The organism is Devosia sp. UYZn731 (assembly GCF_040546795.1).
In the GTDB taxonomy this organism is placed as follows: Bacteria; Pseudomonadota; Alphaproteobacteria; order Rhizobiales; family Devosiaceae; genus Devosia.
In genome coordinates this window covers 86,560-112,604 of sequence record NZ_JBEPOL010000002.1, presented here as the reverse complement: position 1 = coordinate 112,604, position 26,045 = coordinate 86,560, and the positions used below count along the sequence as shown (strand labels likewise).

Here is a 26,045-nt window from a genome sequence, read left to right as displayed (position 1 = left end):
ACGCCGTTTTCTCAATGGTCGCCGTTTAGTGCGGCAGGCCTGCCGTGGCTTCATCGACATCGACGACGGCCGGGGTGACCACCTTTTCATCGAAGTTCCACTCGATCGGCTCGGGCTGGCGAACCAGCGCGTGCTTGATCACCTGGTCCATCCGGCTGACCGGGATGATCTCCATACCGTCCTTGACGATGTCCGGGATCTCCGCGAGATCTCGAACGTTTTCCTCGGGGATCAGCACGGTCTTGATGCCGCCGCGCAGCGCGGCCAGCAGCTTTTCCTTCAATCCGCCGATGGGCAGCACCCTGCCCCGCAGCGTGATCTCGCCGGTCATGGCGACATCGTTGCGCACTGCGATACCGGTCATCACCGAAACGATGGCAGTCGCCAGACCGATACCAGCCGAGGGACCATCCTTGGGGGTGGCGCCTTCGGGCAGGTGGACGTGGATGTCACGCGTGTCGAACATCGGTGGCTTGATGCCGAAATCGATCGAGCGCGAGCGCACGTAAGCCGTCGCCGCGGTCAGTGATTCCTTCATCACTTCCTTGATGTTGCCGGTCACGGTCATGCGACCCTTGCCCGGGGTCATCACGCCTTCGATCGTCAACAGCTCGCCGCCCACCGACGTCCAGGCAAGGCCCGTCACCAGACCAACCTGCGCTTCGGCTTCGATTTCGCCGTGCTTGTAGATATCGGCGCCGAGATACTTGGTCAGCAGCTCTTCATCGATAGTGACCGTCTTGACCTTGGTCTTGACGATCTCGGCCACGGCCTTGCGCATCAGCTTGCTGATTTCGCGCTTGAGGTTACGCACGCCCGCTTCACGGGTATAGCGCTGGATCACGGCGGTCAGCATCTCGTCGCTCAGCACGAACTCGCCATGGGCCAGCCCGTTTTCCTTGAGCGTCTCCGGAATCAGGTGCTGCTTGGCGATCCCGTGCTTTTCCTGCTCGGTGTAACCGGACAGGCGGATGATCTCCATGCGGTCCATCAATGGGCCGGGGATGTTCAGGGTGTTCGAGGTGGTGACGAACATCACGTCGCTGAGGTCATAATCGACCTCGAGATAGTGATCGGCGAAGGTGTGGTTCTGCTCCGGATCGAGCACTTCAAGCAGTGCCGAGGACGGATCGCCACGGAAGTCCTGGCCCATCTTGTCGATTTCATCGAGCAGGAACAGCGGGTTGGATTTACCCACCTTCTTGAGCGACTGGATCACCTTGCCGGGCATGGAGCCGATGTAAGTGCGGCGATGGCCGCGGATTTCGGCTTCGTCCCGAACCCCGCCCAGAGCCATGCGCACGAACTCACGCCCGGTCGCCTTGGCGATCGACTTGCCGAGCGAGGTCTTACCGACACCCGGAGGGCCGACGAGGCACAGGATCGGGCCCTTGAGCTTACCGACACGGCCCTGCACGGCCAGATATTCCAGGATGCGTTCCTTGACCTTCTCGAGGCCATAGTGATCCTCGTCCAGAACCTTCTCGGCCAGGACCAGGTCACGCTTGACCTTGCTCTTCTTGCCCCATGGGAGCCCGAGTAGCACATCGAGATAGTTGCGCACGACAGTGGCTTCGGCCGACATCGGGCTCATGGTCTTGAGCTTCTTGATCTCGGCGTCGGCCTTGGCGCGAGCTTCCTTGCTCAGCTTGGTCTTGGCGATGCGGTCTTCCAGCTCCGTGATCTCGTTGGAGCCTTCTTCGCCGTCGCCCAGCTCGCGCTGGATCGCCTTCATCTGCTCGTTGAGGTAGTACTCGCGCTGGGTCTTCTCCATCTGCCGCTTGACGCGGCTGCGGATGCGCTTTTCCACCTGCAACACGCCGATCTCGCCTTCCATCAGGCCAAGAATCTTCTGGAAGCGCTCCGCGACCGAAACGGTCGAGAGCAGGTCTTCCTTCTCGTTGATCTTGATGACGAGGTGGCTGGCAATGGTATCGGCCAGTTTCGAATGGTTCTCGATCTGCCCGACGGCAGCCACGACCTCAGCGGAAATCTTCTTGTTGAGCTTCACATAGCTCTCGAATTCAGTCGTTGCAGAGCGCGACAGCGCCTCGACTTCGGTGGCGTCGTCGGCCGGCTCCTCGAGCACGGTCGCTTCGGCCTCGAAATAATCGACGGTCTGCAGATAGCGATCGATGGTGGCGCGGCTCAGCCCTTCCACCAGCACCTTGACGGTGCCGTCGGGCAGCTTGAGCAATTGCAGAACGGTGGCGATGGTGCCGGTCGCATAAATCTGGTCCGGCGCCGGGTCATCGTCCTGCGCATTCTTCTGCGTCACAACGAGAATATGCTTGTCGTCGCGCATGACTTCCTCAAGCGCTTTCACCGACTTTTCACGGCCGACGAAGAGCGGCACGATCATGCCGGGAAACACGACGATGTCGCGCAGCGGGAGCACTGGGTAAACCCGATCGCGGCTGGCGTCGCCGCCGCTGGGATTGAATTCCGACATCTCTAATCCTTTCCGGGGCACGCAGGGAGGAAGGATCGTAAAGCGCGCCCGTTACAGACAGCCCTAATTTTTAGGCTGGGCTGATTCTGATTAATAAATAGGTCGCCTTGCGGGTCCGGCAAGTCAACCTTTGCAGAATTATGACTGTTAACTCCCCTTCGCGCAGCACCATTGCCCTGAGCGCATTGCAAATGTCATCAACCGCGTTTCCTATGCCACAGGAACAAGGACGTAACCATGTCGGAAAACCGGCTATTGATGCACAATAACTGGCTAGGCTTCAGGGCAATCTTACTGCTTTGTGGTGTACTCTTCACGCTTTATGGGGCCTTTTCGCTGAGCGTGGATGCCACACCTTCTGTACTCATTATCCTAGTTGTCGGCCTCCCGCTCATTGCTCAGGCGATTTATTGGCCGCGGTTGCGCGTAGAGACTTCAGAAGACGCGCTTAGCATCCATCAGAGGTACCCATTTCACACAAAAAGCTACACGTTTAGCTTTGACCTGCCAGCTCCGCCTCTAACCATAAGCTATGTTGAGAATGATGAGGGGCCGGGGCTCTACAACCTGCATGTTGAGGTGACCGGTGGCAAAAAAATTACTCTGGGGTCCAGTCAGTCCAAGGATGCACTTCGGATTCAACAGCGCATGCTCAACGACCTCTGGGAACGAGGGGTCGATTTCAAACAATAAATTGCCTTCTGAAGGCTCGGTGGATGGGTGAAGTCGATGCAAAATGAAAATGCCCGCGTTCGTCGCGTAGCGCTGCTCGGCGTCGCCACCGCCGCCGGCGCCTCCGTACGCGGTGCAGGGATGGGGCCGGAGGCGCTCCGCGTGGCGGGCCTGGCCGGAGCCCTGCTCGACCTTGGCCACAGCGTCACCGACCATGGCGACCTGCGCCGCCCTTCGCCGGCGCCAGATGCCGAGCCCGCCAGTTGGCGCCTGCCCGAGGAGCGACAGGCCAATGTGCTCGACCTATCCGCGCGCGCCAGTGACCGAGCCGTTGAACTGATGGCCGAGGGCCACTTCCCGATCTTCCTTGGCGGCGATCACTCCATCGCCATGGGCACCGTCTCCGGCGTCGCGCGCCACTGCGCCGCTACTGGCAAACCCATCTTCGTGCTCTGGATCGATGCCCATGGCGATTACAATACGCCGCTGACCTCGCCTACCGGCAACCTGCACGGCATGTCGCTGGCCCTGCTCTGCAATGAGCCCGAATTTGACGGCCCCTTCGCCGGAGACTGGCGCGGCGCTGTCGATCCCCGCAACGTCGCCATCTTCGGCGCCCGCTCCATCGACCGCGAAGAGCGGCGACTGCTCGAGCAGCGCGGCGTTCACGTCGTCGACATGCGCAAGATCGATGAACTCGGTGCCGTCGCCACCATGCGCGCCATTATCGAGCGCGTCCGCAAGGCCAACGGCCACCTCCATGTTAGTCTCGACGTGGACGCCATGGACCCCTCCATCGCCCCCGGCGTCGGCACCACCGTGGCCGGCGGCCTGACCTATCGCGAGGCCCATCTCGCCATGGAAATGCTGCACGATTGCGGTCTGGTCGGCTCCCTCGACATTGTCGAGCTCAATCCCTTTCTCGACGAGGCCGGTAAAAGCGCCCTCCTCCTCGTCGACCTCGTCGCCAGCCTCTTCGGCCGCTCCGTCATGAGCCCGCCCGGCGAAGGCCCGATGGCGTTCGCAACGGAGGATGAGGAAGGCTAACCCGCCACTCCCACATACCGCGCCCGCGGCCGAATCTCCTGCCCGCTCTGCACTTGCTCCAGCCCATGGGCCAGCCACCCCACACACCGTGCCATGGCAAACAGCGTCAGTGGCGCATCCGCTGGCAGGTCAAACGCCACCGCCATGGCCGCCAACGCAAAATCCACATTAGGCCGCTCCCCGGTGATCGAGTCGCCCGCTTCCCGCAGCCTGGCAAACGCGGCGGGCAACTCGAACTGCCCCAGCAATGCCTCGGCGCGCACGTCACCATCCGGATAAAGCCGATGCCCCATGCCAGGCACCTGCCGGCCCTCCCCCAGCCAATCCCGCAATGCCGCCTCCGCCGAACCGGGCGCGTGCCCGATATCGTCCGCCAGTGCGGCCACCTCGCGCGACGCCAGGCCATGACGCGGCCCGTTGAGGGTGGCCAAGCCCGCCAATGCGCCCGCCCACAGCGACGCGCCCGTCGACATGGCCACCCGCGCGGCAAAGGTCGATGCATTGAGCTCATGGTCCGCCAGCAGCACCAGCGCACGGCGTATGGCCTCGGAGGCGGCCGGACGCCCCCAGAAATGCGCCAGCCGCAGATGCAGCATATCCTCAGCCCGCACGTCCCCGGTCAGCGCGTGCGCCAAGGTTGCGAGGATCAAGCCAGCCTCCTGCGCCAGTGCGGCAGGCGGTCGAACAGTTGGGATTGTTTCCGCTGCCCGCCTCGCCAGCGCAACGAAGGCCGCCCGCAGTCCCGGCCCGCCATCAAGCGGCGCTACCGCAGGCAATTGCCCCTTCGTCTGCCAGAGCAATGCCGCGACATCCTCAAGGCTGGCCCTGTCCGCTAGCTCGCACGCATCCTGCCCCCGATACAGCAACCGGCCATGCGCCACCGTCGAGATGCTGGTCCGCAGCACCGGATCGCCCCACTGCATTGCTTGCGCCGCCACCGCATCCTGCTTCCGGCGGCCGGCAGCGCGCTGCGCCAGCCGCCGCACGTCATCGCCGCGATAGAGGCTCTTGCGGCTGTCATCGGGATCGCGCTTGGCCTTGATCCGCCCCCGGCTGACATTGGCATAAAGCGTCTGCGGCTGCGTGCCGAGCACCGCTAGCGCCTCGTGGGCAGTCAACCAGTCCATGGCGATACATTGATCCTATTGGTCAAGATTGACGTCAATCATAGCAGTGCCGATCTTGAGTGCAACACAAGCCAAGGAGCCTCAAGATGAACAGTGGATTGGAAGACGTCGTCGCCGCCGAGACGGTGCTGTCGGATGTCGATGGCAATGCCGGCCGCCTGATCATCCGCGGCATATCCCTCGACGATCTGGTGGCCCACAGCCGCTACGAGGACGTGCTGGCGCTGCTGCTGGACGGCTTCTTCCCCGCCATGCCGTCCCTGCCCGAGGCGCTCGGCGCCGCGCGCGTTGCGGTGTTCAAGCATCTCGCCAGCGTCGATGCCGGCCTGCTCGCGCTCTCGCCGATCGAAGCCATCCGCGCCCTCATGGCCCGCCTGCCCGATGGCGATGATCTGGCGACGGCCTTGCAACTGGTCGCGGCCCCAGCCGTGTTCACCCCCGGCATCATCCGCCTTCGCGCCGGCCTCGCGCCGATCGAGCCCAGCGCCACCGCCGGCCATGCCGCCGATGTCCTCGCCATGATGCTCGGCAAGCCACCGACGCTACAGCAGACCGCCGCTCTCGACCGCTATCTTGTCACTGTGGCCGATCACGGCCTCAACGCCTCGACCTTCGCCGCCCGCGTCGTCGCCTCAACCCAGGCCGGTCTTGCCTCCGCGGTCCTGGCCGGCCTTAGCGCCCTCAAGGGCCCGCTGCACGGTGGCGCGCCCGGCCCGGTCCTCGACATGCTCGACGCTGCCGGCACGCCTGCCAATGCCGCGCTCTGGATCGATGATGCCCTGGCGCGCGACGAACGCCTGATGGGCTTTGGCCACCGCGTTTATCGCGTCCGCGATCCTCGTGCCGACGCGCTGAAGGGCGCCGTCGAACTCCTCGCCGCCTCCGGCGCTATCGACCCCGCCCGACTTGCCCTCGCCGAAGCCGTCGAAAGTGCCGCCCTCGCCGCCCTCCGGCGCAAAAAGCCCGACCGCCGCCTCGATACCAATGTCGAGTTCTATACCGCGCTGCTGCTCGAATCGCTGGGCTTCCCCCGCGAAACCTTCACCTGCGTCTTCGCCATGGGCCGCACAGGCGGGTGGGTTGCGCATGCCAGGGAGCAGGTTCTGGGCGGGAGGTTGATCCGGCCGATGTCGAAATATGTCGGGCCGAGGCCGCAGCAAGCGGCGTAAGGCCATCCGCTCATTTCAAGAACTAGAGCATTGACACCGTGGCGTAGAAGAAAGACCAAGAATTCCCTGTGAGCGCGAACCAGCGCATCGGCTTGGGCCAGGGGTAGTTATGACCAGCGCGGATCCGCATCTGAAGAAGGACATACTCGGTCGACAATACGATGCGGCGTTTTGGGTCTGGATAATCAGCAGTATGACGGTGCTCGGATTTCATCGATTATACCTGAGACTGTACCCCTCAGGCATCGCCATGTCCGTGATGTATGTCTCGGGGCATCTTTTGTGCTTTACGGCGGAACTGTTCCCACTAGGCTCCAAGGCCGTTAGCGTTGGACTTGGAGGTCTGTTGATATTTTCGTGTTTTTTCTGGTGGCTGAGCGACGGCATTCGGCTGTTCGGCATGAAAAAAGACACGTTGTAGAACGGCGCACGATACAAACAAAAACGCCGGACCCAAGGGCCCGGCGCTTTCAATTCAAGTCACTCAAAAAACTCACGCCGTTGCTGGCGCGTCGTCCTTCTTGCGCTCGGAATAGATGTAGAGCGGACGCACGTCCTTGCCCTTCACCACTTCCTCGCTGATCACCACTTCTTCCACGCCTTCGAGCGAAGGCAGGTCGTACATGGTGTCGAGCAGGATGGCTTCCATGATCGAGCGGAGCCCGCGGGCGCCGGTCTTGCGTTCGATGGCCTTTTCGGCGATCGCCTTGAGCGCGTCCTCGTGGAAGGTCAGCTCGACCTCTTCCATCTGGAACAGGCGCTGGTACTGGCGCACCAGGGCGTTCTTTGGAGCCGACAGGATTTCGATCAGCGCCGGAATGTCGAGGTCTTCCAGCGTGGCCAGAACCGGCAGACGGCCGATGAATTCCGGGATCAGGCCGAAACGGACCAGATCTTCGGGAGCGACATCAGCCAGCACCTGGCCGACGCGACGGTCGTTCGGGTCCTTGACGGTGGCCGAAAAGCCGATGCCCGAACCTTCGCCGCGCGCCGAGATGATCTTTTCCAGACCCGCAAAGGCGCCGCCGCAGATGAACAGGATATTGGTCGTGTCCACCTGCAGGAATTCCTGCTGCGGATGCTTGCGGCCGCCCTGGGGCGGAACCGAAGCCACGGTGCCTTCCATGATCTTGAGCAAAGCCTGCTGCACGCCTTCGCCCGAAACGTCGCGGGTGATGGAGGGGTTGTCGGACTTGCGGGATATCTTGTCGACCTCGTCGATATAGACGATGCCGCGCTGCGCCTTTTCCACGTTGTAGTCAGCGGACTGCAACAGCTTCAGGATGATGTTTTCGACGTCCTCGCCGACATAGCCGGCTTCAGTCAGCGTCGTGGCATCAGCCATGGTGAACGGCACGTCGAGGATACGGGCCAGCGTCTGAGCCAGCAGGGTCTTGCCGGAACCAGTGGGGCCGATCAGCAGGATGTTCGACTTCGAGAGTTCGATATCCTGGTTCTTGGCCGAATGGTGCAGGCGCTTGTAGTGGTTATGCACGGCCACGGAGAGTACGCGCTTGGCGCGGTACTGGCCGATAACGTAATCGTCGAGCACCTTGCAGATATCTGCGGGGGTCGGCACGCCATCGGAGGACTTGACCATCGAGGTCTTGTTCTCTTCGCGGATGATGTCCATGCACAGCTCGACGCATTCATCGCAGATGAACACGGTCGGGCCGGCGATCAGCTTGCGAACCTCATGCTGGGATTTCCCGCAGAACGAGCAATAAAGCGTGTTCTTTGAGGATTCGCCGTTCGTTGTCTCTTTGGACATCCTGTCACTCCCGGGAGGATTACTCCCAAAATAAGCGCTAGCCGACACGCTAACGCTCGAGGCCTAAAGAAAGTCTAAGCCGAACCGACCTTAGCGGTCGATCCGGCTCGGTGCAATTCCGTCAATGTCACAGTTCACGGCGCATATGAAACGCCGTTAACGCGACCCAATCAAACCGCATCGGGCACTGCGCGCTTGTCGAGCACGGTATCGATGAGGCCAAAGGTCTTGGCTTCTTCGGCCGACAGGAAGCGATCGCGCTCGAGAGCGGTTTCGATTTCCTCGTAGGTGCGTCCGGTATGCTTTTCGTAGATCTGGTTCAGCCGGCGCTTGAGGCCTTCGACTTCCTTGGCATGGATCATGATATCAGTGACTTGACCCTGATAACCGCCCGAAGGCTGGTGCACCATGACGCGCGAATTGGGCAGCGAGGTGCGCATGCCATGCTCGCCCGCGGTCAGCAGGAGCGAACCCATCGAGGCCGCCTGCCCCATCACCATGGTGGCGACGGCCGGGCGGATGAACTGCATGGTGTCGTAGATCGACAGGCCAGCCGTCACCACGCCACCAGGCGAATTGATATAGAGCGCGATTTCCTTCTTCGGATTTTCCGACTCGAGGAACAGCAGCTGAGCCACGATCAGGCTCGCCATGTTGTCTTCGACGACGCCGGTCACGAAAATGATTCGCTCACGCAGCAGGCGCGAATAGATATCGAAGGCGCGTTCGCCACGATTGGATTGCTCGACCACCATGGGAACGAGCGTATTCATGTAAAGATCGATTGGATCTTTCATATCTTGATGCCCCTTTGCTGTGCCGTCTCGAATGAGCCCGGGCCAGCCATCTCAGTTGCACAGGGTCCATACCGGAAACCGGACATCCAATACCCGGGACCATGCCTTGAAAAAACGAATCAGCGCGACTGGCCGATCACAGACCATGCCGCATTAACGCGCGGTAAAGGCACAGATAGGCGGCAATGGGGCAAGGTTCAATAGACGGGTGCACAACGGGACGCAGCGACTGGCCTAACGGTAAATATCCCGTCGATTTCCGACACCCACAACGAGGACGACGAGCTTAGTATCCTGCAGATCGCAGATGATGCGGAAATCGCCCACCCGGTAGCGCCACAGACTGCCGAGTTTAGAGCCTTGCAGGGCTTTTCCAAGCTGGCGTGGATCATCGAGGACGCCCACGCGATCTCTCAGGAAGTTACGTACGCGCACGGCATTGGGGCGATCGAGCTTGCTCAGTTGGCGCGCGGCACGCTCATCAACTTCAATTGTCCAGGCCAAGATCGCGGCTCAGTTCGTCAAGTGTCAGGGTCTTATCGTCCCCTGCCTGACGGCGCGTCAGCACATCTTCGGCCATGTAGAGGTCTTCCAATTCCTCAAGATGCTCTTCAATGGCCTCTCGAATGTAGAACGTCGTTGTGCGCCCTGTGCGGGCAGCCAGCGCGTTCAGTCGATCAAATAGCTCGTCTGGAAGCCGAACGGCGGTTTGCTTGGACATCAGAACTCCTGTGGTATGCATGTATACCACAGGTTGCTTTAGTCATGCAACGAGTCGGCAGTTGGGAACGCGGCGCGGGCCGCGTCCCGTATGTGGCTAGAGCGCGTTGAACTCAGGCCGGCCTTGCCCGGTCTCGCTGTGACGATGGGTCTCCATCAGCGGCCTGATCTCAAGTCTTCCATAGGCCGCGATCGGGTCTTGCTCGAACAGGGACAGGGCTTCCGCCATGTCCATGGCTTCGATCAGCAGGAAGCCGCCGACTACTTCCTTGGTTTCGGCGAATGGTCCGTCCACCGTCGAAAGGCTCACGCGCTTGCGGCGGTCGATCGTCACGGCTGTGCTGGCATCAGCAAGTGGTGAGGCAATCAGCAGGTGTCCGGACGCCCGCAGCCTTTGATCGTCGGCGATGGTGTCGTCGTCGAGTTGCTGCTGTTCTTGCGGCGTCATGCCATCAAACGCGCCCGGAGCGAAATAAACGAGACAGAGGAATTTCATGTGAGTCTCCTGTGGTTCACAGGACAGCGACGAGCCGCGCTGCAGGAGCTCGACTATTTTTCTCGTTTTTTCGACGCTGGCAGCTTAAGCCGCCGAAAAGCTCACCGCCACGCCGCGCTTCTTGAAATAGGACTGCATGAGCTTGCGGCCCTGGCGATTGTTTTGCGCCAGCTTGGCAGGATCGAATACGGCTTCCTTGACGCCGTCGCGCGCCAGCGCCGCCTTGAGCGCCACGATATGGGCGTCCAGCTCTTCGTTGTTAGCGGCGAGGGACGTGTAGATATTGTCGACGGCCGCAGCCAGGGTCAGGTCGCTCACGATGTCAAACTCCGTGCAGTGGCGTCATGTTCGCCTGCCGATAGGGCCGCGCGGCCTGCCGGTCAATCCCCCACACGGCGCTTGAGGTCTTCAGCGCGCTAGCGTTCCCGCCGGTGGCACCGGCTGGCTGACGCTGGCCGCCTCCTTGGAAACGTCGAGCCCGCGCTCCTCGGAGAGTTCTCGTTCCGCCTTGCGCCAGAAATCCTGGCTATGGGTCGAGGGCGATCCGGCTCGTTCCCACAGGGCATAGGCGCGTTCGCGAATTTTATCGTCGTGAGGTTGAGTCATTTGCGCCTCCTGGCAGATCCGTGCTTGCCGGCGATAAACGCTAAATTCGGGGTTTCGGTTGCCGTCAGTGCAATAGCAAACCTTGATGTCGGCCTGCTGACAGCTCTTTCATGCAGAACCGGCCCACTGTATCTTTGACCAAAAGGTCAAACACGAGCCCATGATGCTGGATACGCCCCCGCGCCCTTACGCCATCGATACCGCTACCGCCCGCGCCCAGGCCGATCCGCGCAACTCGGCATTCTTCCAGAATCCCTATGCCTTCTACGATGCGTTGCATGCCAGCAACCCGGCCTTCTATTGGGATGAATACGGGCATTGGTGCTTTGCCGGCTTCAAGGACGTGAGCGCCCTGCTCCGCGACAAGCGGTTTGGCCGCCAAATCCTGCATGTCGCCACGCGCGAGGAACTTGGCCTGCCCGAGCCCAAGGCCCATACCGCCCATTTCGATTTGACCGAAAAATACTCGCTGCTGACGCTGGAGCCGCCGGCTCACACGCGCCTGCGCACCCTGGTCAACCGTGCATTCGTGTCGCGCCATGTTGAGCAGTTGCGCCCGCGCATCGTCCGCCTCGCCAATGAAATGATTGATGGCTTCGAGGGCGAGAACAGCGTCGACCTCATCAAGTCTTTCGCCGCCCCGATTCCTGCCATCGTCATAGCCGAAATGCTGGGCCTGCCGGCCGAGATGGCGCCGCAATTGCTCAACTGGTCCAACCGCATGGTGGCCATGTATATGTTCGGCGTCAGCGAGGAGACCGAGCACGACGCTAACCGCGCCTCCTACGATTTCATGGAATATCTGCGCGGCGTCATCGCCGAGCGTCGCAAGGCCCCGCGCGAAGACCTGCTGACCCATATGATCACCGCCGAGCACCAGGGCTCGGTGCTGTCCGATGACGAGGTCATGTCCACCGCCATCCTGCTGCTCAATGCCGGCCATGAGGCGACGGTCCACACCACCGGCAATGGCGTCAAATCGATCCTGCAATCAGGGCTCGACCCCGCCAGCCTGTTGGCCACCGAAGAGCAGACTGCCGCCACCGTCGAGGAATGCCTGCGGTTCGACGCGCCGCTGCATATGTTCACGCGCTATGCGCTGGGCGACATCGAGTATGAGGGCCTGCAGTTCAAGAAGGGTGACGTCATCGGCTTGATGCTCGGCGCCGCCAATCGCGACCCCAGCCGCTTCGCCAATGCCAACGCTTTTGATCCCTTCCGCACCGACGGCGCCAATGTCAGCTTCGGCGCCGGCATCCACTTCTGCATCGGCGCGCCCCTGGCCCGCATCGAGCTGCAAGTAGCGTTTGGCGAGCTGTTCAAGCGCCTGCCCAAGCTGCGTCTGGCGGAGGAGCCACGGTACAACAATGTGTACCATTTCCATGGGTTGGAACGGTTGATGGTGAGTTGGTAGGCCCTAGAGCATCGCACGAAAAAGTGGGAACCGGTTTTTCGCGAAAGCGATGCGACAAAAAAGGAGGTCTACCCGATCTGCCATGGCGCGTGGCTGAGGAAACTCATGCGGTAGCCGTCCTGACGGCATGAGGCGTCATAGGCCTTGAACGCCGACGCCGTGTCATAGGTCCATTCCTGGTGGTAATTGCCCGTTTTAGGCCGATAGGCGGCGACGGCGTAGCCGTTGTGTCCCATGGCATGAACTTCGAGGCCCTGCCGCTCGTATTTATGAACCAGGAACTTGTTCGGTTGCCCCAAATAGGTGTTGAACCCGCCTGGCGCTTCGAGAATCTGTTCGCCCTGTCCCGGCCGCCAGGTTGCTGCATACAGCATGCCCCCGTCTCCATAGCGGTCCACGGTCTCGATGCGGTGACCCTCGGATTTGAAATGCTGGTCCCACGATAGCAGCCCGAACCAATCCATGTTCCAGCGCGTCACCTGCAATTCGGTCGTGGCCCCGGTCCAGCCCCAGGTGGCGTTGAACGCGCCTTGGCGGATGTTAAACGAATTCACGCGGAATCCGGCCCGGAACAGCTCCATGTCCTTGGCGACGAAGTCGGCTTCGCTCGCCGCTGCCTGCCAATAATAGCCGACGTCCCGGCGCGGCGCGAACGCCACTGACCAAGGCTCCATGAACCGCCCGGAGCCCAGCACGTCGATGGGGCGGAAGCCGCGATTGTGATAGTCGGACACTACCGCATGAAGCTGGTTGGTGTTCATCAAATTGGTCTCGTAGTGGCTCTGCGAGCCATCCTTGATCCACAGCCCATGCAGCGTGCCGGCAATGCCGTAGTCGCGCGTCTGGAAACCGCCAGCTTTCTTCGCCTGGTCAATCGCCTCGGCAATATTGGCGGCGGCGGCTGCCACGTGTTCGTCCAATGACCGCTTGTCGGTCGTGTCGGTCCCCACGCCCAGCATTGGCGGACTATCGGAGCGCACGAATTTGGTCGTCGGAGCCTGCTTGCCGCCCTTGCCGTCCGCTGCCTTGCCAGCCATCCCGATCGCCCCGCTCATGATGTTGCACGTGTCAGTGCGACAAGGCTAGCGAGGTCGGTGCCTTGCCGCATCATTCATATGAATGATGCCCGGCGTGGCTAACCCAGTTCAGCCAGTACGCCCGGCACCAGGTCCGGCAGGTCCTCGCTGATCATGCCCGGACCGCCAAAATCATTGGCGGCTTCCGCGTGGATCCAGACCCCTGCGGCTGCCGCGTCGAACCCGGTCATGCCTTGCGCCAGCAGCCCTGCGACAATGCCCGCCAAAACATCGCCCGACCCGGCCGTGCCCAGATAGGCCGGCGCATTGCCGTTGATCGCCGCACGTCCGTCCGGCGCGGCGATCACCGTATCGCTGCCCTTGAGAATGATGATGGCGCCAGAATACGCCGCCGCGCTGCGTGCCCGCTCCAGCTTGCTGCCCGGCACGTCGCCGAACAACCGCTTGAACTCGCCCTCATGCGGCGTCAGCACCACCGCCCGGCCCACAGTCGCCTTGATCGCCCCGAACAGGCTTTCGGCGTCGTCCTTGAAGCTGGTGATGGCATCTGCATCGAGCACCGCCGCTGCGCTGGAGCCCAGCACCGCCAGCACATTGCCCCGCGTCTCCTCCCCGATCCCCGCACCCGGCCCGATCACCACGGCCTTGATCCGCTGGTCGCTCAGCAGTTCCGCCAGCGCCGCCGTGTCCTCGGCCGGCTTCAGCATCACGGCCGTCACATGCGCCGCCTGCACCGTCAAGGCGTCAATCTTGCCGGTCAGTGACACTAGCCCGGCACCGGCCCGGAATGCGCCCAGCGCAGCTAACCGGGCCGCTCCGGTCTGCAGTGGCGGCCCCGACACGACCACGCAATGACCCCGGTCGAACTTGTTGCCCTGATTGCCCGCTGCCGGAACACGCCACAGATTTGATGAATTGCGCCAGGTTGTTGCGCCGATCGGTTCAAGCACTGAATCCGCTATGCCGATGGCCGCCAGCACCATCTCGCCGCACAGGTCCCGGCCGGGCTGCAGCAGATGCCCCGGTTTTTGGCGGAAGAAGGTCACCGTGGTATCGGCCTTTATAGCCGCCCCGCGCACGGCACCGGTGGCCCCATCGACCCCGCTCGGCACGTCAATGCTGACCACCGGCTTGCCGCTGGCGTTGATCGCCGCAATCAGTTCGGCCAGTTCGCCCTCGATGTCCCGGTCGAGGCCCGCCCCGAGCAGGGCGTCGATGACCAGATCGGTGTCCTTGAGGTCGGCCGCGCTTGGCTGTTCCGCCCTGCCCGTCCACTGCACCGCCATGGCCGCCGCATCGCCCTTGAGTGCCTCGCGCGCGCCGAACAGGCGCAGTTGCACCGGCCAGCCCTTGTCCTTGAGCAAGCGCGCCACCACGAACCCGTCGCCACCATTATTGCCGGCGCCGCACAGCACCAGCACCGAGCGCTGATAGTAGCGTTCCACGATCGCATCGGTCACCGCCTTGCCGGCGGCTTCCATCAGCTTGATCGAGCGGGTGCCGGCCTGCACGGTCAGCCGATCGGCCTCGGCCATCTGGACGGGTGTCAGCAAGATATCGATGGCAGCGTCGGTCATGGCGGCAAACTCCGGAACGCAGTGTCTATACAAACAAAAAAGCCGCCCATTTCTGGGCGGCTTTCAAAAATCAATCCGCTAAGCGCTTAATGATGGTGCTCTTCGGGAACATCATCTTCGTCGGCCTGGATGAGCTTGGCCAGTTCGGCGCGGGTCATCTTCTTGTCGGTCTGCTCGGCCAGCTCGGAGACAAAGTCGACGACCTTGTTCTCGAACACGGGCGCGCGCAGGCCGGCCAGGGCCTGGGGGTTCTTGCGGTAATAGTCGTAAACCTGCTGTTCCTGGCCCTGGAAGCGGCGCACTTCGGCGATCAGCGCCTGCTGGTGCTCTTCCTCGGTCACGTCGACATTGTTGACGTTGCCGATTTCAGCGACGACCAGGCCCAGGCGCACGCGGCGCTCGGCAATGGTGCGGTACTGTTCGCGGGCGGCTTCCTCGGTGGTGCCTTCGTCCTCGAAGCTTCGGCCATGAGCCTCGACTTCGTGCTTGACGCGGTTCCAGATCTGCTCGAACTCGGCTTCGACCAGCTGGCCGGGAACGTCGAACTTGTGGCCCTCGTCGAGCGCATCGAGAATCTGGCGCTTGACGTGCTGGCGGCTCATAGAAGCCAAAGCCTGCTCCATCTGGCCCTTGACGGCTTCGCGCAGTGCCGCGACGTCATCGACGCCCAGTTTCTTGGCGAATTCGTCGTTCAGCTCGCCGGCATTGGGGCCGTCGACATGCAGCACGGTGACGTCGAACACGGCCTTTTTGCCGGCCAGTTCTTCGCTCTGGTAATCCTTGGGGAAGGTCACCTTCACTTCGCGGCTTTCGCCCTTCTTCATGCCCACGAGCTGCTCTTCGAAGCCGGGGATGAATTCGCCCGACCCAACGGTCAGGTGCGCGTGATCGGAGGTACCGCCATCGAAGGGCTTGCCATCGACCTTGCCGACGAAGGACAGGCCAAGACGGTCGCCGGTTTCGACGACGCCTTCGTCGCCTTTGTCTTCATAGCCGCGGTTCTGGGCGAACACGCGGTTCACTTCGGCGTCGATTTCTTCTTCGGTGACGTCAACCACAGGGCGGGTCAGCTTGACGCCCTTGAGTTCCATCAGCTTGACCGGCGGCAGCACTTCATACTCGACGTCGAATGCCAGGTCGGCCTTGCCGTCCAGCACGTCGTTGATCTTGGCCTGGTCTTCGGGCAGGTCGACCTTGGGCTGGGCCGCAGCGCGCTCGGAGCGGCTGTCCAGCGTCTCGGAGACGGTCGCGTTGATCGCGTCCTGCATCACTTCGCTCATGGCGGAGCGGCCATAGACCTTCTTGAGGTGCGCGGTCGGCACTTTGCCTGGGCGGAAGCCCTTGATGGACGCCTGGCCCTTGAGTTCGACGAGCTTGGCATCGAGCCGGGTCACCAAATCCTTGGCGGGAATGGTGACGCTCAATTTACGCTTCAGGCCCTCGTTGAGGGTTTCGGTAACCTGCATTCGGTTCAATCCCGTATTGTTCGTGTCCTGAGGCCGGCGGTGTTTTTGGTGCGGGTGAGAGGACTCGAACCTCCACGCCTTGCGGCGCTGGAACCTAAATCCAGTGCGTCTACCAGTTCCGCCACACCCGCAAATGCCCGCTGGCCGGGTTGCGCGTGGGTCTAGCCTAAGTTTATGGGCCAGTCAAAGGCTAGCTTGGCGATTTGCGTGGAATGGATGAAGGGGCTAGGTCTCCTCGCAATCGTCACGCCACAGTCAGTCGGTCCTCGGTGTCCATGAATATTGTCCGAAAGCCAATCGTGCTGGCCGGGGTTTTGGCTATTGTGCTATTGCTGGCGATTGGCGCTGTAGAGGTGACCTACATGATCTCCGAGCGGTATTTTCGGAGCGAAACAGCGCACTCAATTGATGTTCTGCTTAGCGATGGCCGCGGAGTCCGCGAAGCACGAGACGTGACCGCGCAAATCTGCCCTCGCACCATAGAGGAATTGGATGAGGCCGCTCGTGAAACAAATTCCACTATTGAAAGCATGAACTCTGTTCGGGACTACTGGTTCACATGGAGGACCAGCTTGATGAACCCGGCATCGTGGTCGAGCGACAAGACCTATGTGCATGTTGAGTTGAAATACGCGGCATGTTGGGCTGGCCTAATCCCACCCGGAACGACACTCACCCCTCCAACTGTGACGTTTTGTGAGCAAGGCATTTGTGACACTCTGTAGTCAAAGGCTGCGTTGCTATTTGCCGGGAATAGCGAATGCCATGGCGATCAGCCCGTCCTCGATCACGAACATGATCGCAGTCTCGATAGGGTCCGGTCCCAGTCCATGGATCAATTCGTGATCGATGACCTTGTTGCCATAGGCGATGCGGTTCACGAGTTCCGCCCGCAGCCCGTCATGGACAAAGCGCTCGCGGGCATAGAAGGCTGCATAGGCCGCTTTGCCATCCAGCGTCGTCACCATGTCCGGCAGGCGGACGGCGCGGACCGTATCGGCGAAACACGCCATGAAACGCTCCAGATCGCGCGCATTATAGGCAGCGAACTGCTCTTCGACGATTGCTACTGGCGTCATGACGCGCTCTCCTGCTTACTAATTGGGCAAACTGCACATAATATGATCACGGGTCCCGGGTCCAGCCCCGTGCCGGTGATCCTCATACCCCGTTAACTCTTTCCAGTCGCAGGGTTTTTTGGGCTATTTCACTGCTGGCACAGCCCGTGCATACGATTGGCGGTAACCGCGTTTACCCGCGAAGTGGAGGCTCAATTGAAAAAAATCGAGGCTATCGTAAAGCCATTCAAGCTCGACGAAGTCAAAGAGGCACTGCAGGAAGTGGGTCTTCAGGGCATCACCGTGACCGAGGCCAAGGGCTTTGGTCGTCAAAAGGGCCATACCGAACTCTATCGCGGCGCCGAATATGTGGTGGACTTCCTGCCCAAGGTCAAAGTCGAGGTCGTGTGCCCCGATGATCTGGCGGAAAAGGCCATCGAGGCGATCCGCAATGCAGCGCAAACCGGTCGCATTGGCGACGGCAAGATCTTCGTCTATTCGATCGAGCAAGCCATCCGCATCCGTACCGGCGAATTCGGCGACGACGCGCTCTAGGGTCCTCCCCTCGAACACGCCGCGCCGCAATACCAACAAGAATCCGAACCTACAGGGGTAATCAATGACCACCGGAGCCGATATCCTCAAGCGCATCAAGGACGAGAACATCCTTTATGTCGATCTTCGCTTCACCGACATGCGCGGCAAGCTGCAGCATGTGACCTTCGATCAGACCATGGTCGACGAAGACCTGTTCGAAGAAGGCACCATGTTCGACGGCTCCTCGATCGCCGGCTGGAAGGCCATCAACGAGTCCGACATGGTGCTGATGCCCGATCCGGAATCGGCCTATATGGACCCATTCTTCGGCGCCTCGACCCTGGCCATCAACTGCGACATTCTCGAGCCGTTGACCTACCAGCCCTATTCGCGCGATCCGCGCACCACGGCCAAGAAGGCCGAAGCCTACCTCAAGGAATTGGGCCTGGGCGACGCAGTCTATTTCGGACCTGAGCCCGAATTCTTCATTTTCGACGACGTCCGTTATTCCAACACCACCTACAAGGTCGGTTTCTCGGTCGACAGCTCGGAACTGCCGATTAACAACGACACCGACTACGAAGCCGGCAATAACGGCCACCATATCGCTCTCAAGAAGGGCTACTTCCCCGTGCCGCCGCTGGACACTGCGCAGGACATGCGCGGCGAAATGCTGGCAGCCATGGGCGCCATGGGCGTGCCGATCGAAAAGCATCACCACGAAGTGGCCTCGGCCCAGCACGAACTGGGCATCAAGTACTGCCCGATGATCAAGGCTGCCGATAGCGTGCAGATCTACAAGTACGTGATCCAGCAGGTTGCCAATGCCTATGGCAAGACCGCAACCTTCATGCCCAAGCCCGTCTATGGCGACAACGGTTCGGGCATGCACGTGCACCAGTCGATCTGGAAAGACGGCAAGAACACCTTCGCGGGTGACCAGTATGCCGGCCTGTCGATGGACGCGCTCTACTACATCGGCGGCATCATCAAGCATGCCAAGGCCATCAACGCCTTCACCAACCCGACCACCAACTCCTACAAGCGTCTGGTTCCCGGCTTCGAGGCTCCCGTGCTGCTGGCCTATTCGGCGCGCAACCGGTCGGCCTCCTGCCGTATCCCGTTCGGTCAGTCGCCGAAGGCCAAGCGCGTCGAGGTCCGGTTCCCCGATCCGCTGGCAAACCCCTATTTGGGCTTTGCCGCCATGCTGATGGCCGGCCTCGATGGCATCAAGAACAAGATCCATCCCGGCGACCCGATGGACAAGGATCTGTACGACCTGCCCAAGGAAGAGCTCAAGCAGATCCCGACCGTTTGCGGTTCGCTGCGCGAAGCCCTTGAAAGCTTGGACAAGGACCGCGAGTTCCTGACCGCTGGCGGCGTCTTCGAAAACGACCAGATCGACAGCTATATCGAGCTGAAGATGACGGAAGTGATCAAGTTCGAGCACACCCCGCATCCAGTCGAATACGAAATGTACTACTCGGCCTAAGGGTTGATAGAACGAATGAGAAAGGGCCCTTCGGGGCCCTTTTTTTTCGGTCCCCGCGACGGGACAGGAGACGACTGCCGCATGTAGCCGGCCGGCCCACTGTTGAGCGTCACCCGACCTCTTTCATCGCCTTTGCGGGTGGCGCCAGCAAGCGCTCGAGGTGTTTCAACTCGTGAATTTCGGTGAACTGCACCGCAAAGCCAACATCGAGCCGGCGGATCACGCGCCCAATCAGGCCTCCCACCGCCACCGGCGTGCCCCGGGCGGGCAGCACGGCGGCCGACACAGCGGCGCCGGATTGGGAAATGTCGATGACGAAGCACGGCAGATGGCCGCCATCCGGCAGGGTGAGCAGGGTGCAGGGCTCCTGCGGCTGGATGCGCGGATATTCCCGCTTGTCGGGCTCCCGGCTGACCGCCTGGCGCTTGCGCCATTTGATCTGTGCCGCCAGCTTGGCGCGCTCGTTATCATCCAGCAGCAGCTCCATGGCGAAGCCGGTCGGCAATTGCCGGGTCGCCTTCGCCCTGATGATCCCGAAATCATCGAAATAAGCCGCGACGGTCTCTCCCGGCTCGGCCCGCACCGGCGCTTCAACCACGGCCGCTTGCGGGGAGATGGAGCACAGCCGGCACGCATAGACCTCGACTTCGGACGGATCGCTGATCTTGCGATCCGACAAGGTATAGCGACCCGGCATCGCGCCGATAAAGCGAACGTCCTGGCGTCGGGCCAGTTTGGACATCAGGAATGGCTGATATGCTTCCAAAACGCAGGCTCCCCTCGCCAGGCATGGTCATCACCCAAGCATACGGAGAAATCCTTAATGAGTATTTTCAGGTTTATTAGGCGATACCTGCGGATTTGTTATTCGCCAGCACAAAGTAACACCTGCATTTGCATTTTGTACAGACTGTACAGAATGGTTATTCTGGTGCCATTCTTTAGCTGACCGCCTTGCAGTTCGCCTGAACCCTTATCTCTCCCGACCGCCCACGTCCATTCACCACCAGTTCAGCGCCGCCATGGCCTTTGCGCGCCAGTCCTCCAACCATGGCGCGCGCAAATGAACTGGAATCTCGTGTTTGTCGTCGCTCTCATCGTGCTGGTGCTCATCTACATGGGCAGCGGCCCGCATTACGGCACCTTCACCTCGGCCCATTTGCGCGCCGGCCGCTTCTAGCTGGCTTCCGCCGCCATTTGCGCGAAGAACGGCTCCGGCCCGTCGACCTCTTTCAACCGCCGCCCATCGATCGCGAAAAACCGGCTTCCCAGCGCCCGCACGAAGCTGCGATCATGCGACACCAGGATACAGGTCGCTTCGTGGGCGAGGATTTCCTCCTCCAGCTTTTCCTGTCCGGCGATGTCGACGTGGTTGGTCGGTTCGTCCAGCAGATAGAAGTTCGGCTGGCTCAGCCGCAGCGCCAGCAGCCCCAGCCGTGCCCGCTGGCCGAATGAAAGCTGCGCGATAGGCCGATCCTGCTTTTCCGGCGGAAAGCCCGCTGCAGCCAGCAGGCTGAGGCTGCGCTGGTCGCCCTGGTCGAAACGGGATGTGATGAACTCGATGGGCGAGCCCTTGACCGGCAATTGCGACATGCCCTGATCGACATAGCCGGGCACCACCGACGGGCTGATGCGGATGCCCTCCTCCGCCTGCCCCAGCATGGCGCGATGGATCAGTCCCATGAACTGCGACTTGCCCGTGCCATTGCGCCCCAGGATGACCAGCCGGTCGCCCTGGAAAATGTGCAACTTGTCGATGCGGAACAGTTTTGTGCCGTCCGGCGTGGTCACGTCGCGATTCTCGATCGCCACCAGCACCCGCGCATGGGTCCCGCTATTGCTCAGCCTGATTTCGCCCGAGCGCTCCTTGTGCAGCGATAGCGCGCTGCTTTCGAGCTTTTCGGCTCGGTCGCGCAACTGCTTGGATTTGACCACGAGAAGATCGCTCCCCGAGTTGATCCCGATATTGGTCAGCTTGGCCGCCTGCTTGCGCAAGCGCCCGACCTCCTTGAAGTCCTTTTCGCGCTTGGCCTCGGCCGCCACGTCGACTTCGTCCAGCGCCACCCGCGCCTTGCTGTAAGGCAGAGCGAAATAATGCGACTCGCCGGGCCGCAGGAACAGCGTCCGGTTGGTCGTCGCGTCGAGGAATTGCCGGTCATGGCTGGCGATCACCACGGGGATGTTCTTGGCCGCCTGATTGATCCAGTTTTCCAACTGGATGAGCTTGCCGAGGTCCAGATGATTGGTCGGCTCATCGAGCAGTAGCGCATCGGGCTGCAGCACCCAGGTGCGAGCGATCAGCCCGATCCGCTGCCAGCCGCCGCTCAGTTCGCGGATCAGCCGGTGCCGCATGGCATCAGGCGTTTCGAACTCATCGAGCACCACGTCGACGCGCCAGCTATCGCTGTCCCGGTCCGCCGGCGGCAGCGCCGCGAGGATCGCCTGGTACAGTGTCAGCTCGAACGTGTCGTCCGGCATGTCCTGCTCGACATAGCCCACCTGCAATCCGCGCGAGCGCACGATCTCGCCGGAAGTCAGTTCGCCCAGCCCGGCCATGGCACGCAGCAAGGTGGTCTTGCCATTGCCGTTGCCGGCCACGAGGCCAACGCGGTCGCCATCGGCGAGGACGATATTCAGATTGGAGAAGAGGGTATCGGTGGCCACAAGGCCGGCATTGCGGAGGCTGATCGAGCCCATGATCGAAGTCTTTCTGGTGCGGCGCGATCCGTGATCGAGCGCCATGGTCCCCAGCGTTGCTTATGCAACGCCACGACGGGCAAACCAGAAGGACGAGACTAGGATGAAGTCCGAACCAGTTCCGGTCAGCCCTGCAGCTTGAGCCACAGGGCGGGAATGGGGCCGTGCTGACGATGCGCGAAACAGACTCTCATGCGGCCCTCCCTCGGCGCTGGTGTTGGAATGAGCCAATCCATAACTGGCCTGGCCAGCAAGATCAACGTCAAGACCGTTTGGAAATTCGCTCTGGCGAGTCAGACGCGGCGGTCTTCGAGAACCGGAGCGCAGCGTACGTTGTGTACGTAAGCACCGGAAGCGCAGAAAATCGCTGCATATGGCCGCCGGAGTAGAACTTCCGGACGGTCTTTCAGCAGAAGTAGAAAACCATGGAGGCCAGCGTCACCGCAAACAGACGGTGAAAGGACAAATGGGCAAGCCGGTACGCAATACTACTAAATCCGGCTTGCAGCCAATTGTCGGTCCACAATGAGCGCGACGGAGTTGCCTGATACATCAAACCTGCTCCGTCGGGTGCTCGGATACGGCTACTCAAACACAGGCCGTATGCGTTTTTTATACCAAGACGCACTTAATAAAGTGCTTTCAAGAAGCAAACGCTTGGTAAAGATCGCGCCCCATCTTGGGACCAATCTGTCTGGAAACTGGATTACTGGGCGCGGCGCAACGCGTCCCGGTCCTCGATGCGGCCGGTGCAATAGTTGAATTTTATCAGATAAACCGTGCCATCCAGCGTGCCGCGCACCTGAATCCGCTTATCGTTGGGCACATTGAGCGAAATATGGCTGTAGCCATATTCAGCGATGGTCTGCCTGATCTGATTATCGGTCATGCACATCGGCAGCGGCGGATCGAAGCGATCGCCCGGCCGGTCATCGAAACCGGGTCCGAAGCCGAAACCCGGCGATTGCGCCATGGCCGGCGCCGCCACCGCGCCCAGCCCCAGCAGCGCGGCGATCGCGATTGCCCGCACCGTGGTGTGAATCCTGTCGTTCGTCATTGTCCGTATCCTCGCACCGTGGTGGCTCAGTTGCCGAAGTTGAACTGCAGGCCAAACCCGCCGCCTTGCACCCGGCGGATGCGCTGCACCCGGTCAACTTCACCACTGCACTTATCAACGCGCATCGAATAGAGCCAGTTGCCGTTCTGTCCAGCCACTTCAACACGATCGCGCGACAGCTCGCGCCGGATTTCGACCCGCTCGTAGCCATTGGCCTCGATGCCACGCCGGATCTCGCGATTGGTCATGCAGCGCTGGCCGATGCTATCGTGATGACGTGGGCCAAAGCCGTTGCCGCCACCGAAGGTCGTGGCCCCTTGCCCGCCGGGAACGTTGAGGTTCAAACTGAAGGCCGGCCCCTGCTGCGCCTGCGCGGGAATCGTCGCCATGACGCTGCCGCCCAAAGCGAGGGCGATGATGGCGGCGCGGATGACGGACTTGAACTTGGCTGGCATCATGGTCATTTCGGCTACTCCCGTGGCCCCACGCATGCACGATGTGCGCATCAGCCGGCCAAGATCGCACGCGCCGGTTGAACCCCAGCGAAATTATCCGTTCATCCACTGTTCAGGTTGACGGCGATGGCGTGGCGGGGGCGCCGTTTTGCGCGAATATGGTAAAAGACAATCGGGCTGATTCGCCCGCCAGCATGGATGATCAATGTCGCAAGCCAACGACCTTTTCGGCGCCCCGAGCTCCACGCCTGCCCCCAAGGCCAAGCCCGAAGTGCCGCGCACCGGGCCGACCACGGGCAGCTATTCGGCTGCCGATATCGAAGTCCTCGAAGGCCTTGAGCCGGTTCGTCGCCGCCCCGGCATGTATATCGGTGGCACCGACGTCAACGCGCTGCATCACCTGTTCGCCGAAGTCATCGACAATTCCATGGACGAGGCCATTGCCGGCCATGCCAGCCGCATCGAAGTCCATCTTGGCGAAGATGGATACATCACCGTCACCGATAACGGCCGCGGTATTCCCGTCGAAAACCATCCGAAATATCCCGGCCGCTCGACTCTCGAAATCGTCCACACCGTGCTCCATGCCGGCGGCAAGTTCGATTCCAAGGCCTACGAGACCTCCGGGGGCCTCCACGGCGTCGGCATTTCGGTGGTCAACGCCCTCTCCGACGACATGATCGTCGAAGTCGCCCGCGAGCAGCAGCTTTACCGGCTGGCGTTCTCGCGCGGCAAACCGGTCGGCGACATCCAGCCGATGGGCCGCGTGAACAACCGCCGCGGCACCACGACACGCTTCCATCCCGATCCGCAAATCTTCGGCGACACGGCCAAATTCTCGGCACTGCGCCTGTTCAGGATGACGCGCGCCAAGGCGTACCTATTCGGCGGCGTCGAACTGCGATGGTCCTGCGACGAGGCTCTGGCCACTGACGAATGCCCTGCGCGCGCCACCTTCCACTACCCCGATGGCCTGCGCGACTTCATGACCGCCCGCATCGAGGGCGAAACCCGCATCGTGGACGACATCTTCTCCGGCCAAAGCGGCAAGCCCGGCACCCATGGCGCCACCGAATGGGCCATCGCCTGGACCCTGGGCGACGGCGGCGTCTCCTCCTATTGCAACACCGTCCCTACCCCGGATGGCGGCACCCACGAAACGGGCCTCCGCACCGCGGTCCTGCGCGGTCTCAAGAGCTATGCCGAGCTGACCAAGAACAAAGCCGCCGCGATCCTGACCGCCGAGGACGTGTTCGCCCATTGCAGCGCCATGCTGTCGGTCTTCGTGCGCGAGCCCGAATTCGTTGGCCAGACCAAGGACAAGCTGGCGTCCGGCGAGGCCACCCGCATCGTCGACACCGCCCTGCGCGACGCCTTCGATCATTGGCTCGCCGCCTCCCCCAACCAGGCCGGCAAGCTGATGGATTGGGCGATCGAGCGCGCCGAGGAGCGCTTGCGCCGCAAGAAGGACAAGGAAATCGACCGCGCCAGCGCCACCCGCAAGCTGCGGCTGCCCGGCAAGCTGGCCGATTGCACCCAAGGGGCGGCCCAGGGCGCGGAACTGTTCATTGTCGAGGGTGACTCGGCCGGCGGCAGCGCCAAGCAGGCGCGCAGCCGTGCCAGCCAGGCCGTGCTGCCGCTGCGTGGCAAAATTCTCAACGTCGCCGGCGCCAGCCGAGAAAAGATGGCCGCCAGCCAGCTCATCTCTGACCTGATCCAGGCCTTGGGCTGCGGCACACGCGATCGTTATCGCGAGGACGATCTGCGCTACGACAAGATCATCATCATGACCGACGCCGATGTCGACGGCGCCCATATCGCCGCGCTGCTGATGACGTTCTTCTTCCAGGAAATGCCCAAGCTGATCGATGGCGGGCATCTGTTCCTGGCCCTGCCGCCGCTCTACCGCATCAGCCAGGGCCCCAAGACGCTCTATGCGCGCGACGACGCGCACAAGGACGAGCTGATGGAAACCGAGTTCACCGGCAAGAGCAAGGTCGACATCACCCGCTTCAAGGGCCTGGGCGAAATGCCGTTTGCCCATCTGCGCGAAACCACCATGTCGCCCAAGACGCGCACCCTGCTCCAGGTCAAGATCGAGAGCGACGCCGAGGGCACCGCCTACAGCGTCGATCGCCTGATGGGCACCAAGCCCGAAGCCCGCTTCGACTTCATCCAGGAAAACGCCGCCTTCGTGCACGACCTGGATATCTGACTCTTCACCTCTCCCTTGGGGGAGAGGTCGGCGCGCAGCGCCGGGTGAGGGGGCCGTCCCCTCGCATCGCACCCAGTAAGGCCCCCTCACCCGACCGAAGACGGTCGACCTCTCCCCCAAAGGGAGAGGTTAAGGGGAGCAGCGACGGCCTCCCCCTTTAACCGCAATTGCCTCAATTCCTTC

The 26,045-nt window shown here is 61.7% G+C and carries 25 protein-coding genes and 1 tRNA gene; 8 read left to right on the top strand and 18 right to left on the bottom strand.

Features of this window, described 5'->3' with window-relative positions; all coding sequences use genetic code 11:
* Positions 1-25 precede the first annotated feature (25 nt).
* Positions 26-2,452 carry an endopeptidase La gene (lon, locus tag ABIB57_RS04975; RefSeq protein ID WP_354038915.1) on the bottom strand — a complete coding sequence of 809 codons (2,427 nt, stop codon included), beginning with the start codon at positions 2,450-2,452 and terminating at the stop codon, positions 26-28.
* 237 nt (positions 2,453-2,689) lie between these two features.
* On the opposite strand from lon, the gene ABIB57_RS04970 reads away from it, so the two are divergent.
* Together ABIB57_RS04970 and rocF are read left to right on the top strand one after the other, a co-directional pair.
* On the top strand, positions 2,690-3,145 hold the full coding sequence (locus tag ABIB57_RS04970) for a hypothetical protein (RefSeq protein WP_354038913.1): 456 nt from the start codon (positions 2,690-2,692) through the stop codon (positions 3,143-3,145).
* A gap of 36 nt (positions 3,146-3,181) precedes the next feature.
* Complete coding sequence (gene rocF / locus ABIB57_RS04965; RefSeq protein ID WP_354038911.1) at positions 3,182-4,171, top strand: arginase; 990 nt, start codon at positions 3,182-3,184, stop codon at positions 4,169-4,171.
* Here rocF and ABIB57_RS04960 read toward each other — a convergent pair.
* Positions 4,168-5,298: a citrate/2-methylcitrate synthase gene (locus ABIB57_RS04960; RefSeq protein WP_354038910.1), complete on the bottom strand. Its 1,131-nt coding sequence runs from the start codon at positions 5,296-5,298 to the stop codon at positions 4,168-4,170. The two genes, rocF and ABIB57_RS04960, sit on opposite strands and share 4 nt — an antisense overlap.
* 86 nt (positions 5,299-5,384) lie before the next feature.
* Here ABIB57_RS04960 and ABIB57_RS04955 point away from each other — a divergent pair, with 86 nt between their 5' ends.
* The gene (locus ABIB57_RS04955; protein WP_354038909.1) at positions 5,385-6,467 is read left to right on the top strand and encodes a citrate synthase/methylcitrate synthase; all 1,083 of its coding nucleotides are present in this window, start codon (positions 5,385-5,387) and stop codon (positions 6,465-6,467) included.
* Between the two features lie 109 nt (positions 6,468-6,576).
* Positions 6,577-6,888, top strand: a complete 312-nt coding sequence (locus ABIB57_RS04950; protein WP_354038907.1) for a hypothetical protein — start codon at positions 6,577-6,579, stop codon at positions 6,886-6,888.
* Between the two features lie 72 nt (positions 6,889-6,960).
* On the opposite strand, the gene clpX is transcribed toward ABIB57_RS04950, so the two are convergent.
* The 7 genes from clpX to ABIB57_RS04915 form a co-directional block, all read right to left on the bottom strand.
* The gene (gene clpX / locus ABIB57_RS04945) at positions 6,961-8,238 is read right to left on the bottom strand and encodes an ATP-dependent Clp protease ATP-binding subunit ClpX (RefSeq protein WP_354038906.1); all 1,278 of its coding nucleotides are present in this window, start codon (positions 8,236-8,238) and stop codon (positions 6,961-6,963) included.
* Between the two features lie 170 nt (positions 8,239-8,408).
* Positions 8,409-9,035, bottom strand: a complete 627-nt coding sequence (locus tag ABIB57_RS04940) for an ATP-dependent Clp protease proteolytic subunit (protein WP_299726400.1) — start codon at positions 9,033-9,035, stop codon at positions 8,409-8,411.
* Positions 9,036-9,269: 234 nt separating this feature from the next.
* Positions 9,270-9,539: a type II toxin-antitoxin system RelE family toxin gene (locus ABIB57_RS04935; RefSeq protein ID WP_354038905.1), complete on the bottom strand. Its 270-nt coding sequence runs from the start codon at positions 9,537-9,539 to the stop codon at positions 9,270-9,272.
* Entirely contained in the window at positions 9,523-9,756 is a 234-nt protein-coding gene (gene relB, locus ABIB57_RS04930; protein WP_354038904.1) for a type II toxin-antitoxin system RelB family antitoxin, read from the bottom strand. The genes ABIB57_RS04935 and relB overlap by 17 nt, the downstream gene beginning before the upstream one ends.
* Positions 9,757-9,852: 96 nt before the next feature.
* Positions 9,853-10,251 carry a YciI family protein gene (locus ABIB57_RS04925; RefSeq protein ID WP_354038903.1) on the bottom strand — a complete coding sequence of 133 codons (399 nt, stop codon included), beginning with the start codon at positions 10,249-10,251 and terminating at the stop codon, positions 9,853-9,855.
* 84 nt (positions 10,252-10,335) lie between these two features.
* On the bottom strand, positions 10,336-10,569 hold the full coding sequence (locus ABIB57_RS04920) for a hypothetical protein (RefSeq protein ID WP_354038901.1): 234 nt from the start codon (positions 10,567-10,569) through the stop codon (positions 10,336-10,338).
* Positions 10,570-10,659: 90 nt separating this feature from the next.
* Positions 10,660-10,857 (bottom strand): DUF2934 domain-containing protein, encoded by a 198-nt coding sequence (locus ABIB57_RS04915; protein ID WP_354038900.1) that lies wholly within the window; start codon positions 10,855-10,857, stop codon positions 10,660-10,662.
* A 163-nt stretch (positions 10,858-11,020) separates the two neighbouring features.
* Between ABIB57_RS04915 and ABIB57_RS04910 the strand changes: the two genes are divergently transcribed.
* The gene (locus tag ABIB57_RS04910) at positions 11,021-12,271 is read left to right on the top strand and encodes a cytochrome P450 (RefSeq protein WP_354038899.1); all 1,251 of its coding nucleotides are present in this window, start codon (positions 11,021-11,023) and stop codon (positions 12,269-12,271) included.
* Positions 12,272-12,339: 68 nt separating this feature from the next.
* Here ABIB57_RS04910 and ABIB57_RS04905 read toward each other — a convergent pair whose 3' ends face one another.
* From ABIB57_RS04905 to ABIB57_RS04885, 5 genes are all read right to left on the bottom strand, one after another.
* Entirely contained in the window at positions 12,340-13,326 is a 987-nt protein-coding gene (locus ABIB57_RS04905; RefSeq protein ID WP_354038898.1) for a hypothetical protein, read from the bottom strand.
* 80 nt (positions 13,327-13,406) lie between these two features.
* Positions 13,407-14,885, bottom strand: coding sequence for an NAD(P)H-hydrate epimerase (locus tag ABIB57_RS04900; protein ID WP_354038897.1), 1,479 nt, complete (start codon positions 14,883-14,885; stop codon positions 13,407-13,409).
* Positions 14,886-14,971: 86 nt separating this feature from the next.
* A complete protein-coding gene (gene tig / locus ABIB57_RS04895) occupies positions 14,972-16,351 on the bottom strand; it encodes a trigger factor (protein ID WP_354038896.1) in 1,380 nt (459 codons plus the stop codon).
* Between the two features lie 46 nt (positions 16,352-16,397).
* Positions 16,398-16,482 (bottom strand) — tRNA-Leu (locus ABIB57_RS04890).
* 609 nt (positions 16,483-17,091) lie between these two features.
* A complete protein-coding gene (locus ABIB57_RS04885) occupies positions 17,092-17,430 on the bottom strand; it encodes a nuclear transport factor 2 family protein (RefSeq protein ID WP_354038894.1) in 339 nt (112 codons plus the stop codon).
* Positions 17,431-17,625: 195 nt separating this feature from the next.
* On the opposite strand from ABIB57_RS04885, the gene ABIB57_RS04880 reads away from it, so the two are divergent.
* Together ABIB57_RS04880 and glnA are read left to right on the top strand one after the other, a co-directional pair.
* A complete protein-coding gene (locus ABIB57_RS04880; RefSeq protein WP_046136017.1) occupies positions 17,626-17,964 on the top strand; it encodes a P-II family nitrogen regulator in 339 nt (112 codons plus the stop codon).
* Positions 17,965-18,028: 64 nt separating this feature from the next.
* Positions 18,029-19,438: a type I glutamate--ammonia ligase gene (glnA, locus tag ABIB57_RS04875; RefSeq protein WP_354038892.1), complete on the top strand. Its 1,410-nt coding sequence runs from the start codon at positions 18,029-18,031 to the stop codon at positions 19,436-19,438.
* A gap of 109 nt (positions 19,439-19,547) precedes the next feature.
* On the opposite strand, the gene ABIB57_RS04870 is transcribed toward glnA, so the two are convergent.
* The 4 genes from ABIB57_RS04870 to ABIB57_RS04855 all read right to left on the bottom strand — a co-directional run bounded on the left by ABIB57_RS04870 (position 19,548) and on the right by ABIB57_RS04855 (position 23,656).
* Complete coding sequence (locus ABIB57_RS04870) at positions 19,548-20,204, bottom strand: PilZ domain-containing protein (RefSeq protein WP_354038891.1); 657 nt, start codon at positions 20,202-20,204, stop codon at positions 19,548-19,550.
* Positions 20,205-20,614: 410 nt separating this feature from the next.
* Positions 20,615-22,135 carry an ATP-binding cassette domain-containing protein gene (locus tag ABIB57_RS04865; protein WP_354039683.1) on the bottom strand — a complete coding sequence of 507 codons (1,521 nt, stop codon included), beginning with the start codon at positions 22,133-22,135 and terminating at the stop codon, positions 20,615-20,617.
* Positions 22,136-22,841: 706 nt separating this feature from the next.
* On the bottom strand, positions 22,842-23,192 hold the full coding sequence (locus tag ABIB57_RS04860; RefSeq protein ID WP_354038890.1) for a hypothetical protein: 351 nt from the start codon (positions 23,190-23,192) through the stop codon (positions 22,842-22,844).
* A 26-nt stretch (positions 23,193-23,218) separates the two neighbouring features.
* A complete protein-coding gene (locus ABIB57_RS04855; protein WP_354038888.1) occupies positions 23,219-23,656 on the bottom strand; it encodes a hypothetical protein in 438 nt (145 codons plus the stop codon).
* Between the two features lie 196 nt (positions 23,657-23,852).
* On the opposite strand from ABIB57_RS04855, the gene parE reads away from it, so the two are divergent.
* The gene (gene parE / locus ABIB57_RS04850) at positions 23,853-25,862 is read left to right on the top strand and encodes a DNA topoisomerase IV subunit B (RefSeq protein ID WP_354038886.1); all 2,010 of its coding nucleotides are present in this window, start codon (positions 23,853-23,855) and stop codon (positions 25,860-25,862) included.
* Positions 25,863-26,045: the final 183 nt, after the last annotated feature.